We start from the raw sequence: 11,853 nt of genomic DNA on the forward strand, positions 1-11,853 counted from the left end.
CCGGTCGCCCGGCTCAGTGGTCCTTGCGGATCAGGCCGACCATGATGCCTTCGATGACGAGATGGTTGCGTTGCGGGTCGACCACGATGGGGGCGAAGTCCGGGTTGGCTGGCAGCAGTTCCACATGGCGGCCCTTGCGCTGCAGGGTCTTGACGGTGACTTCGTCATCGATGCGGGCGACCACGATCTGACCATTGCGTGCCTCGCCTGCGCGATGCACGGCGATCAGGTCGCCGTCGAGAATGCCGGCATCGCGCATGCTCATGCCGCGTACCCGCAGCAGGTAATCCGCGCGCGGGGAAAACAGTGCGGGATCGAGCTGGAAATGCTGCTCGACATGCTCAGCGGCAAGAATCGGGCTGCCTGCCGCAACCCTGCCGACCAGCGGCAGGCCCAGCGCCTGGGCCAGTCGGATGCCGCGTGCCCGGCCTTCTTCGAGCAGGATGGCGCCCTTGGCCGCCAGTGCGCGCAGATGCGACTCTGCTGCATTGGGCGAGCGAAAGCCGAATGCGGTGCATACTTCGAGCCGGGTAGGCGGACGCCCCTCGCTTTCCACCGTCTGGCGGATGAAGTCGAGGATCTCCTGCTGGCGTGCAGTGAGGTTTTCGCTGCGGGTATTCATGTCCATCTCCTGATGTCGGCTGTAATTTTAAACAGTAAATCGGGGCCTGCAAATCTTTATCAGCAAACAGCGAATGACGCACTGCGTCTTGAGCATGGCGCCGGACTGGGCTATTGATGATTCAGGAACGTATTTTCGTTGCCTGGCGTGCCATAACCAGAAAGGAGCGATGTCATGCTTGTCGAGCCCCGATCACAGTCCGGTAGAGTTCGCACCGCCACTCCGCTAGAATCCCGAGCACGTCAGGGAGAATCAATGCTGCAGAGCGGAGACATCGCCCCCGCTTTCTGTTTGCCGGATGCAGACATGGAGACATTCGATCTCCTGTCCGCACGCGGCAGGCAGCGCGTGATTCTCTACTTTTACCCGCGTGACAACACCCCCGGCTGTACGCTGCAGGCTGCCGACTTCAGTGACCACGAAGACGAGTTTGCCCGCTGTGACTGCATTGTCGTGGGTGTCAGTCCCGACGACTGTCTTACGCATGCCGAGTTTCGGGACGCGCACGGACTGGCGGTCCGGCTGCTGTCGGATACGGATATGGACGTGGCCCGCCTCTACGATGTGTGGCAGGCAAGAGAAGTCGACGGGGTAAAGAAGATGGGCGTGGCGCGGACAACCTTCATCATCGACAAGGAGGGTGTCATCCGTCACGTGCTCCGTGATGTCACGCCCCGCGGCCATGTGGCTGCGGTACTCAAACTGGTCAAGGAACTGGATACATAGCATGCAAACGGAAATTGCAAAGAACAGCGTCGTCACCCTGAAGTACACCGTGACCGACCCCGACGGTGCGGTGATCGACGATGGTCAGCATCCGCTGGTTTATCTTCATGGCGGTTACGACGGCATCTTCCCGATGCTCGAAGAAGCGCTGCACGGCAAGAAGCTGGGCGAGAACTTCAAGATCAAGCTGCAGCCGGAAGACGCTTTCGGTGACTACGATGAAGAGCTGGTGTTGGTCGAGGATGCCAAGCTGTTTCCCGACAACATCGAGGTGGGGATGTCGTTCGAACGCGTGAGCGACGACGGCGAGGAAGAGATCATCTACCGCATTACCGACATTGCCGAAGGCAAGGTGGTGGTCGATGGTAATCATCCGCTGGCCGGCATTGCGCTGATTTTCGACGTGACGGTGGCGGAGGTGCGCGCCGGTACTGCAGAGGAAATCTCCCATGGACACGTCCATGGTGCAGGCGGACATCATCACTGATCGCCTGACGGGCCGCAGCTGCGGCCCTTTTCATATCTGATTGCCGATGGCCTTGCTGGCATGATCGATACGGTGCTCGAAGCCGGCGACACGGAGGATGGCGTGCGCCCGGTTTCTGCCGGGCCGCTGCTCAGGGTCGAGGGCTTGAAGGTCGTGATCCGTTCAGGCGGCAGGGCGGTGCGGCCGGTCGATGGCGTCAGCTTTTCGATTGCGGCAGGCGAGACCTTCGCCCTGCTTGGCGAGTCAGGCTGTGGCAAGTCGATGACGGCGCTCGCCATCAATCGGCTCCTGCCAGACGCGGCGGTCATCGAAGGCGGTGAGGTGAGCCTGGGCGGTGACGACATTCTGCGTCTGCCCGAGACCCGGATGCGCTCGGTGCGCGGCGGACGGGTGGGGATGGTCTTCCAGGAGCCGGCCACCAGTCTCAATCCGGTGATGACGGTCGGTGCCCAGATCTGCGAGGCGCTGCAGTTGCATCGCAAGCTCGGGGCTGCGGCTGCGCGCGCCGAGGCGCGCCTGCTGCTGGAGTCCGTCGGCATCCCGGGCGCCGACAGCCGGCTCGACGACTACCCTTTCCAGTTTTCCGGCGGCATGAAGCAGCGCGTGATGATTGCCATGGCGCTGGCGGGTCGCCCCGAGCTGCTGATTGCCGACGAGCCGACGACTGCGCTCGATGTGACCATCCAGGCCCAGGTGCTCGACCTGCTGGCCGGTTTGCAGGCCGAGCGTGGCATGGCCATGTTGCTGATCACCCATGACCTGGGTGTGGTGGCACGCATGGCGCACGGCGTTGGTGTCATGTATGCGGGGGAACTGGTCGAGACCGGCCCCCGCCAGGCCTTTTTCCAGACGCCGCTGCATCCCTATGCGCGCAAGTTGTTCGCGGCCCTGCCCGACGGCGCACGGCGAGGCAGCATGCTCGATGCGCCCGTCGGCAGCGTGCCGGCACTCGATCAGGCCTTTACCGGCTGTCGCTTTGCCGAGCGCTGCGCCCAGGCCTTCGATCGCTGCGACGATGAGTCGCCAAGGTGGCAGCAGGTCGGTTCGCAGGCGGTTCGATGTCATCTGTACGATGCGGACAGCGTGCCGCGTCCACTGCATCGAACGTCCGGCGCGGCATTCGGTCAGGCCGATGCCAGCGCCGGCACGCCGTTGATCGAGGTGCGCGATCTGGCGGTGCATTTTCCGGTGCGCAAGGGCGTGTTGCGCCGGGTCGTGGGCCAGGTGCGCGCGGTCGACGGCGTCAGTCTGCGCCTCGGTGCCGGGCGCACGCTCGCGCTGGTGGGCGAATCCGGCTGTGGCAAGACCACCGTGGGCAAAGCCATTCTGCAACTCAACGCGGCTTCCGCAGGCGCGGTTTTCTACAAGGGTGAAAACCAGACTGGCTTGACGCGCGAGGCATTGATGCCGATGCGGCGCGCGGTGCAGATGGTGTTTCAGGACCCGTTCGCCTCGCTCAACCCGCGTCTGCGTGTCGGCGAAATCATCGAGGAGGGCATGGTCAGTCTCGGCGTGGCCGGTGACGGTCCATCCCGTCGCCGGACCGTGGATGCACTGCTCGAGCGTATCGGCCTGTCGGCGTCGATGCGCTGGCGCTATCCACATGAGTTTTCAGGCGGTCAGCGCCAGCGTATCGCCATTGCGCGCGCGCTCGCCGTGTCGCCCGACGTCATTGTCTGCGACGAGCCGACCAGCGCGCTCGACGTGTCGGTGCAGGCGCAGCTGCTCAACCTGATGCGCGAACTGCAGCGTGAACGCGGGCTGGCCTACCTGTTCATCACCCACAATCTGGCGGTGGTCGAATATCTCGCCGACGAGGTGGCGGTGATGTACCTCGGCCGTATCGTCGAGCATGGTCCGGCAGCGCGTGTACTCGGCGCACCGGCGCATCCCTATACCCGCGCATTGCTCGATGCCGTGCCCAAGATCAGCGCGGGCAGCAGTGACAGCCTGCCCGCACTCGCGGTGGCAAGCGATCTGCCGTCGCCGCTCGATCCGCCCGCGGGCTGTCACTTTCATCCGCGTTGCGGGCTTGCCAGCGATATCTGCCGGGTCTCCTATCCGGCTGAGCGGAGCATGGGGGGCGGGCACAGGGTGCGCTGCCACTGGGCCGATGCGTCTGCGCGGGGACTGCGTCGGCCGGATTGATCGCGGCGGGCGCCGATTGCCTGATCCGGGTAATCCGGTCGCGCATCGACCCAGGCTTTCGTGTTTTCGCTCTTGAACTGCACGTGTTTCGCCCCACATGGGAGACAACCCGAATTCATCAAGGATGTCAGCCATGCGCTTCGACAAGCTCACGACCAAATTCCAGCATGCACTGAACGATGCACAGAGCATCGCCCTGGGCAATGACCAACAATTCATCGAGCCGCAGCACCTGATGCTGGCCATGCTGAGCCAGGATGACGGCGGTACGGTATCGCTGCTGCAGCGCGCGGGCGTCAACGTGCCGCCGCTCAAGGTAGCCCTGCAAAAGGCCGTGGAGCGTCTGCCCAAGGTCGAAGGCCATGGCGGCGAGGTGCAGGTGGGCCGCGACCTCGGCAACCTGCTCAATCTGACGGACAAGGAGGCGCAGAAGCGCGGAGACCAGTTCATCGCCAGCGAGATGTTCCTGCTCGTACTGAGCGACGACAAGGGCGAGACCGGCCGTCTGATGAAGGAGCATGGCCTCTCGCGCAAGCCGCTCGAGGCTGCGATCGAGGCCGTTCGCGGCGGGGCCAGCGTCGGCAGTCAGGATGCCGAGGCACAGCGCGAGTCGCTGGCCAAGTATTGCCTCGACCTGACCGAACGTGCGCGCTCGGGCAAGCTCGATCCGGTGATCGGACGCGACGACGAGATCCGCCGTGCGATTCAGATCCTGCAGCGCCGCACCAAGAACAACCCGGTGCTGATTGGTGAGCCGGGTGTGGGCAAGACCGCGATCGTCGAAGGCCTGGCGCAGCGTATCGTCAATGGCGAAGTGCCCGAGACGCTCAAGGGCAAGAAGGTGCTCTCGCTCGACATGGCCGCATTGCTGGCCGGCGCCAAGTACCGCGGCGAGTTCGAGGAGCGCCTGAAGGCCGTGCTCAAGGAGATTGCCCAGGAGGAGGGGCAGGTCATCCTCTTCATCGACGAAATCCACACCATGGTCGGTGCGGGCAAGGCCGAAGGTGCAATGGATGCAGGCAACATGCTCAAGCCGGCACTGGCGCGCGGAGAGCTGCACTGCATCGGCGCCACCACGCTGGACGAGTACCGCAAGTACATCGAGAAGGACGCCGCGCTCGAGCGCCGCTTCCAGAAGGTGCAGGTCGACGAGCCGACGGTCGAGGCTACCATCGCCATCCTTCGCGGTCTTCAGGAGAAGTACGAAATCCACCACGGGGTGGATATCACCGACCCGGCCATCGTCGCTGCGGCCGAGCTGTCGCATCGTTACATCACCGACCGCTTCCTGCCCGACAAGGCCATTGACCTGATCGACGAGGCCGGTGCGCGTATCAAGATGGAGATCGATTCCAAGCCGGAGGTCATGGACAGGCTCGATCGCCGCATGATTCAGCTCAAGATCGAACGCGAGGCGGTGAAGAAGGAAAAGGACGAGGCCTCGAAGAAGCGTCTGCAGCTCATCGAGGACGAGCTCGCCAAGCTGCAGCGCGAATACAACGATCTGGACGAGGTGTGGAAGGCCGAGAAGTCGAAGGCAGCCGGCTCGGCGCACATCAAGGAAGAGATCGACCAGTTGCGGGCCCAGATGGCCGATTTCCAGCGCAAGGGTCAGCTCGACAAGGTGGCCGAGCTGCAGTACGGCAAGCTGCCGCAGCTCGAGGCCCAGCTGAAGATGGCCGAGCAGGCCGGTGAGACCGCGACCCCGAACAAGCTTCTGCGCACGCAGGTGGGCGCCGAGGAAATTGCCGAGGTGGTGTCGCGCGCCACTGGCATCCCGGTGAGCAAGATGATGCAGGGCGAGCGCGAGAAGCTGCTCAAGATGGAAGAGCGCCTGCACACCCGCGTGGTGGGGCAGGACGAGGCGGTGCATCTGGTGTCGGATGCGATCCGTCGCTCCCGTGCCGGTCTTGCCGACGAGAACCGGCCCTACGGCTCCTTCCTCTTCCTCGGTCCGACCGGGGTCGGCAAGACCGAGCTGTGCAAGACCCTGGCCGAGTTCCTGTTCGACTCCGAGGAGCACCTGATCCGCATCGACATGAGCGAGTTCATGGAGAAGCATTCGGTGGCGCGTCTGATTGGTGCGCCGCCGGGGTACGTCGGCTACGAGGAGGGTGGATATCTGACCGAACAGGTCCGTCGCAAGCCCTATAGCGTGATCCTCTTCGACGAGGTCGAGAAGGCGCACCCGGACGTGTTCAACGTGCTGCTGCAGGTGCTCGACGACGGCCGCATGACCGATGGTCAGGGGCGCACGGTGGATTTCAAGAATACCGTGATCGTGATGACCTCGAATCTGGGCAGCCAGATGATCCAGCAGATGGCCGGTAGCGACTACGGGGTGGTGAAGCTGGCGGTGATGGCCGAGGTGAAGACCTTCTTCCGTCCGGAGTTCATCAACCGTATCGACGAGGTCGTGGTGTTCCACTCGCTCGACGAAAAGAATATCGCCGGCATTGCGAAGATCCAGCTGCAGTATCTCGAGAAGCGTCTGGCCCGGCTGGAGATGAAGCTCGAGGTCAGCGATGCCGCACTGGCCGACATCGCCTCGGCCGGCTTCGATCCGGTGTTCGGTGCGCGTCCGCTCAAGCGTGCGATCCAGGAGCGGATCGAGAATCCGCTGGCGAAGGCGATTCTCGAAGGGCATTTCGGTGCTGGCGATCGCATTCGGGCAGACCTCGAACACGGGCATATCGCATTTTCGCGCATGCATTAAGCATTGTTTCTGACCGCGTCGTGCAAGGGCTTGTCGCCGGAACGCCGGCGGCAGGCCCTTGTCTTTACGCGGTTTGTTGGCGCGCCTCGACCCAGGCTTCGAAATCCGCCGTGGTAAGTGGTCTGGAAAACAGGAAACCTTGCAGCGAGTGGCAGCCACGCTCGAGCAGATAATCGCGCTGCTCGATGGTTTCGACCCCTTCTGCAACGACTTCCAGGCCGAGATCGCGCGCCAGGGACAACGTTGCCGACGTGACCGCCGCGTCTTCCTGGTCGCCAGGCAGGTCTTTGACGAAAGAGCGGTCGATCTTCAGGCGCCGGATCGGCAGGCGTTTCAGATAGGCAAGACAGGAGTAGCCGGTGCCGAAATCGTCCAGTGCGAGCGTGAGCCCCATGTCACGCAGGCACAGAAGGCGTTCGGTGAGCGTATTGCCCGGCTGCATCAGCGCGCTCTCGGTAATTTCGAGTTCGATGCGGTGGGGATTGGCGCCGGTTTCGGCGAGCGCATGACGTACGGTGTCGACGAAATCGGCCTTGATGAACTGGAGTGCCGAAATATTGATGGCCACCTGCAACTCGCTGAGTCCGCTCCTTTGCCATTGCGCCTGCTGGCGGCAGGCTTCATGCAGCACCCAGTTGCCCAACGGCAGAATCAGGCCGGAGTGTTCGGCGATGGGGATGAACTGCACGGGCGGCACCAGTCCGAGATCGGGGTGGTTCCAGCGCACCAACGCCTCGCAACCATTGATACGGCCGCTGCCAGCATCGATCTGCGGCTGGTAGTGCAGCACCAGTTCGTTGCGCTCGATGCCTCGGCGCAGGGCGTTTTCCAGCATCAGCCGCTCGAATGCCCGCGCATTCATGTCCTGCACGAAGAACTCGAACTGGTTGCGTCCCGCTGCCTTGGCGCCGTACATCGCCGTGTCGGCGTGCTTGAGCAAGGTATCGATGTCGTCGCCGTCGGTAGGGTAAATGGCAATGCCGATGCTGACCGAGGTCGACAGTTCGTGTTCGCCGATATGAATTGGCGCGTCGAGCGTTTCGATCAGCTTGCGTGCAACCAGCGCCGCATCGTCGGGTGAAGAGATCCTTGGCAGCATGGCAACGAATTCATCGCCTCCGACGCGGGCAAGCGTATCTTCCTCGCGCAGACAGCCGCTCAGTCTGCGTGCAACGGCGGACAGCATGCGGTCGCCCACCGGATGGCCCAATGAATCGTTGATGGTCTTGAAGTTGTCAAGATCCAGAAACAGGATCGCAAGCATTTCGCCGTGGCGGCGCGCGCCGATCAGCGTGTTACGGGCCTGATTGGTCCATGCGCTGCGATTGGGCAGTCCGGTGAGCGGATCGAAGTGTGCCAGATACTGAATATGGGCTTCGGCCTCACGCTGGGCACTGACGTCCTGTGCGGTGCCGCGAATGCGGTGGAGGCGATGATCCTGCCATTCGCTTTCGATCTGAATCTGGACGATGCCCGATCCGGCCTCCACCAGGTTGCAGTCGAAGGCGGCATGTCCAGGGGCTTCGGAAACGCGGGCGATGGCGCGCCTGAGGCGGCCCTGATCGGTTTCCGAGAGGCTGCCGATCAGATCGTCGAGCGTATTCAGCGACGCGGGTTTGCGCTTGAGGATCTGGTAGAGCTCGTCCGAAACACTGAGCCGGGTGCCACTGTGGTCGATTTCCCAGCTACCGAGCCGGGCAATGCGCTGAGCTTCGGCAAGCGCGTCCTGCTGCCCGCGCAGACGATCGGTGGCACTTTGCAGTTCGGCGGTGCGGTGCTCGACCAGCGCGGCAATGCGGCGGGTGTGGCCGGTGGTGATCAGCAGGAAGGCGCCGAGCATGCCCACCGCCAGCAGTCCGACGGCCACCGTACTCCAGGCTGCCCAGCTGCGCGTCGCGTCGATGTACCCGGGAGTTGCGTTCAGGCGCAGCTCCCATTGCCGACTGGCAAACACGATGGGCAATGCGCGTCGAACGGGATGCAACAGCCAATCGGCGGTGTCGCATCCTTCCGCGCCGGACAGACGGCGATTGGCTGGGGATGCGTTCAAGTCGATCAGACAGAGTTCGATGCCGATGTCGTGCGCCTGCTCGACTGCCGAAGCCATCGAATCGTCCATGCGGAAGGCGGCCGAGACGACACCGACAAGCGAGCCGACCTGACCTGCGTCGTCGGCCTTGCGGAACGTGGCGAGATAGACGACGACGCCCCGCTGCACCTGTTGTTCCTGAACCAGACGAATGGCCTCGGATGCTACGGGAAAGCCTGTTTGTCGCGTGGCCTCGATCGCACTCGCCGTTGCAGGCAGCGAGGCGGGGTTGAGGCCCAGTGCCTTCCTGTTCAGCGCCAAAGGCTCGACGTAGGTGATTGGAAAATACTCTTCCGCCGAAGGCGCGGGAAAGGTCTCCCCGCGGGCGTCGCGTCCAAGGATGCGGAAGTCCGCGTGTTCGGTGAGCTGAATCCGTTTCTCGAACTGGCTTCTTTCCGCATCGCGCACGAGCGGGCTCCAGCCAAAGTTCTGCGTGCCCGGGTAGCGCTCCAGCCATGGTGTGACGAAATCGTGGAATTCGCTGCTGGTGACCTCGCTGCTGACCGCGATGAAGCGTTCGATGGACAGCAGCATGTCGATTTGCACCTCCAGCCGCTTGCGCACCGTGCTGGCAACATGCTCGACGTCGCGGTTGAACTGTGTGTGCACCCGCAGAGCCTCCCAGTTGCTGACGGCGTGAATGGCGAATGCGAGCAGCGCAATGGCAAGGGTGAGCGGCACGATGACACCGAGCCTGCGTGGGCGCCAGTCTTCGGCTGGGCGGCCGAAGAGGACGAACATCAGGGGCGCCGAGATGATGACGCCGACGGTGTCGCCGATCCACCAGTTCCACCAGTTGAACGGGAGGTCGTCGGTTGCGATGGTGCCGGCCAGGTGCAGGATGGGGATGGAGATGCTGGGACTGACCAGGCAACTCAGCGGCGCCACCACGCCGAGGAAACGCAGGATGTGCCGCGGCGAGCCCAGCGCGTTGGGAAAACCAATCAAACGTTGCGCGAGCCAGGCGCCAAACAGGGCCTGAAGCGTGGCGCCCACCGGGACCATGGCAGAACCCCACCACGCGGTGTCGGGAGCATTGCTCTGTGCAAGTGCAGCGATATTGACCAGTAGCGACCCGATGAACACTGCCGGCCACAAGCGGATGCCAAAAATCAGCAGCGCAGTGAGCGCGATCCCGGCGGCGGGAAAGAATGGCGCGGCATAGCCCGGCGGGACCGCGAGTTGGAGCGCCAGCCAGCCGGTGAGGGTGTAGGCAAGTGTGAGGGCGGTGAGCCGGATCAGGTTGGCGTGCATGGGGCCGAAGTATATCCAAGCGATATGGCCTTGCGCGAAGAGCGCCGCCGGTTTGCTATCATCGACCGATGAAAACAAGTCGAAGCCGGTTTCTCGATGTGCGCGGCCTGCGCTATCACCTGCGGGAGTGGGGTGAGGAGGGGCGTCCGGTGCTGTTTCTGCTGCACGGCTGGATGGATGTGTCGGCATCATTCCAGTTCGTGGTCGATGCACTGGAGCAGGACTGGCACGTCATCGCGCCGGACTGGCGCGGATTCGGTCTGAGCCAATGGTGCGGGGACGCGTATTGGTTTCCCGATTACTTCGCCGACCTCGATTCGATTCTCGACCAGTTGCTCCCAACTGGTGCGGCGACGCTGATCGGGCACAGCATGGGCGGCAATGTGGCGCTGATGTATGCCGGCATCCGCCCGGCACGCGTCGATCGGGTGGTGTTGCTCGATGCGTTCGGCTTGACCGATCGCTCGTCGGAGGAGGCGCCGGGGCGCTACGAGAAGTGGCTGCACGATCTGCGCGTGCCGGCACAGTTCCGCCCCTACGACGATTACGCGGCGCTTGCCGCCCGCCTGCGTCGGGATAATCCCCGGCTGGACGCCGGTCGTGCGGGCTGGCTGGCCCGCCACCTCGGCGAGGATGACGGCACTGGCGCGGTCCGGCTCGCGGGCGACCCCGCGCATCGTCGCATCAACCCCGTACTGTACCGGCGGGCGGAAGCGGAAGCATGCTGGCGCCGGGTGGCTGCGCCGGTGTTGTGGGTGGAGCCCGAGGATCAGTCGCTGCGCCAGCACATCGGTGTGGACGACGACACCTATGCCGGCGCCAAGGCCTGCCTGCGCAACGTGCGCGTGGAGTGGGTTGCCGATTCGGGACACAATGTCCATCACGATCAACCCCAGCGCGTCGCCGGAATCATTGAAGCGTTCCTGCAGTCTGTTACTGGATGAAGGGAGAAACTTCGATGAATGCGGACCTGCACTGCCATTCCACCGTGTCCGACGGCTGGCTCGATCCCGAGGCCGTGGTGCGGCGTGCCGCGGCCAATGGCGTCGAGCTGCTTGCGCTGACCGATCACGACGAGATCGGCGGGCTGGAGCAGGCCAGTCGGGTGGCGGCCGAGCTGGGGGTTCGCTTTGTCGACGGGGTGGAGATCTCGACGTCCTTTTGTGGTGAAACGATCCACATCGTCGGGCTGGGTTTCGACCGCACGCACCCGGTGCTGATTGCAGGCTTGCGTCAGGTCCGCAGCGGGCGTGATGCGCGCGCGCTGCGCATCTCGGCGGCGCTGGAGATGGTCGGCATTCACGATGCACTGGCCGGCGCGAGGCAGTTTGCACGCAATCCCGCACTGGTCAGTCGCGCGCACTTTGCCCGCCACCTGGTGGCAGCTGGGATCATGCCCGACGTCAGGACGGTGTTCGATCACTATCTCGTACGCGGCAAGCCGGGATTCGTCGAACACGAATGGGCCAGTATCGAGGAGGCGACGGGGTGGATTTGTGCCGCCGGCGGCATTGCCGTCATCGCCCACCCGGCCAGATATCGCTTGTCGTCAGCAAACCTGGCGTTGCTGTTCGATCGCTTCATCGCCGCCGGTGGTGAAGGCGTCGAAGTCGTGTCCGGTGCGCATTCCGAGGACGAAATGCGTCGTTTCGCCACCATTGCCCGTCAACGTGGATTGCTGGCTTCGCGGGCGTCGGATTTTCATGGCGAGCAGGAGAGTCCGGTCGACCTCGGATGCTGCAATCCGCTGCCCTCGGATCTGACGCCGGTGTGGTCTCGTCTGTGCTGAACAACTGAGAACAAGAAAGGAA

8 protein-coding genes are annotated in these 11,853 nt (G+C 63.6%); 6 read left to right on the forward strand and 2 right to left on the reverse strand.

The genetic code is table 11. The features are described from left to right. Nucleotides 1–13: 13 nt before the first annotated feature. The gene (lexA, locus tag J5J83_RS01750; RefSeq protein ID WP_212344528.1) at nucleotides 14–622 is read right to left on the reverse strand and encodes a transcriptional repressor LexA; all 609 of its coding nucleotides are present in this window, start codon (nucleotides 620–622) and stop codon (nucleotides 14–16) included. Nucleotides 623–877: 255 nt separating this feature from the next. Here lexA and J5J83_RS01755 point away from each other — a divergent pair, with 255 nt between their 5' ends. The 4 genes from J5J83_RS01755 to clpB all read left to right on the forward strand — a co-directional run bounded on the left by J5J83_RS01755 (nucleotide 878) and on the right by clpB (nucleotide 6,699). Further along, nucleotides 878–1,348, forward strand: coding sequence for a peroxiredoxin (locus J5J83_RS01755; RefSeq protein ID WP_212344532.1), 471 nt, complete (start codon nucleotides 878–880; stop codon nucleotides 1,346–1,348). Between the two features lies 1 nt (nucleotide 1,349). Beyond that, nucleotides 1,350–1,835, forward strand: coding sequence for a peptidylprolyl isomerase (locus J5J83_RS01760; protein WP_212344535.1), 486 nt, complete (start codon nucleotides 1,350–1,352; stop codon nucleotides 1,833–1,835). 60 nt (nucleotides 1,836–1,895) lie between these two features. After that, the gene (locus tag J5J83_RS01765; RefSeq protein WP_212344538.1) at nucleotides 1,896–3,983 is read left to right on the forward strand and encodes an ABC transporter ATP-binding protein; all 2,088 of its coding nucleotides are present in this window, start codon (nucleotides 1,896–1,898) and stop codon (nucleotides 3,981–3,983) included. 133 nt (nucleotides 3,984–4,116) lie between these two features. Next, nucleotides 4,117–6,699 (forward strand): ATP-dependent chaperone ClpB, encoded by a 2,583-nt coding sequence (gene clpB / locus J5J83_RS01770; protein ID WP_212344541.1) that lies wholly within the window; start codon nucleotides 4,117–4,119, stop codon nucleotides 6,697–6,699. Nucleotides 6,700–6,763: 64 nt separating this feature from the next. Here the strand turns inward: clpB and J5J83_RS01775 are convergent, their stop codons facing one another. Further along, nucleotides 6,764–10,042 (reverse strand): EAL domain-containing protein, encoded by a 3,279-nt coding sequence (locus J5J83_RS01775; protein ID WP_212344544.1) that lies wholly within the window; start codon nucleotides 10,040–10,042, stop codon nucleotides 6,764–6,766. Between the two features lie 68 nt (nucleotides 10,043–10,110). On the opposite strand from J5J83_RS01775, the gene J5J83_RS01780 reads away from it, so the two are divergent. Continuing rightward, nucleotides 10,111–10,986, forward strand: coding sequence for an alpha/beta hydrolase (locus J5J83_RS01780; RefSeq protein ID WP_212344545.1), 876 nt, complete (start codon nucleotides 10,111–10,113; stop codon nucleotides 10,984–10,986). A gap of 14 nt (nucleotides 10,987–11,000) precedes the next feature. Further along, entirely contained in the window at nucleotides 11,001–11,831 is an 831-nt protein-coding gene (locus J5J83_RS01785) for a 3',5'-nucleoside bisphosphate phosphatase (RefSeq protein WP_212344548.1), read from the forward strand. The last annotated feature ends 22 nt before the right edge of the window (nucleotides 11,832–11,853 follow it).

Origin of the sequence: Azoarcus sp. L1K30 (genome assembly GCF_018122735.1) — a bacterium.
Taxonomy (GTDB): Bacteria; Pseudomonadota; Gammaproteobacteria; order Burkholderiales; family Rhodocyclaceae; genus Parazoarcus.

Coding starts and splice junctions, on each gene's coding strand:
- J5J83_RS01780 (WP_212344545.1), top strand. CDS start 10,111: ATGAAAACAAGTCGAAGCCGGTTTCTCGATGTGCGCGGCCTGCGCTAT.
- clpB (WP_212344541.1), top strand. CDS start 4,117: ATGCGCTTCGACAAGCTCACGACCAAATTCCAGCATGCACTGAACGAT.
- J5J83_RS01785 (WP_212344548.1), top strand. CDS start 11,001: ATGAATGCGGACCTGCACTGCCATTCCACCGTGTCCGACGGCTGGCTC.
- J5J83_RS01775 (WP_212344544.1), bottom strand. CDS start 10,042: ATGCACGCCAACCTGATCCGGCTCACCGCCCTCACACTTGCCTACACC.
- J5J83_RS01765 (WP_212344538.1), top strand. CDS start 1,896: ATGATCGATACGGTGCTCGAAGCCGGCGACACGGAGGATGGCGTGCGC.
- J5J83_RS01755 (WP_212344532.1), top strand. CDS start 878: ATGCTGCAGAGCGGAGACATCGCCCCCGCTTTCTGTTTGCCGGATGCA.
- J5J83_RS01760 (WP_212344535.1), top strand. CDS start 1,350: ATGCAAACGGAAATTGCAAAGAACAGCGTCGTCACCCTGAAGTACACC.
- lexA (WP_212344528.1), bottom strand. CDS start 622: ATGAATACCCGCAGCGAAAACCTCACTGCACGCCAGCAGGAGATCCTC.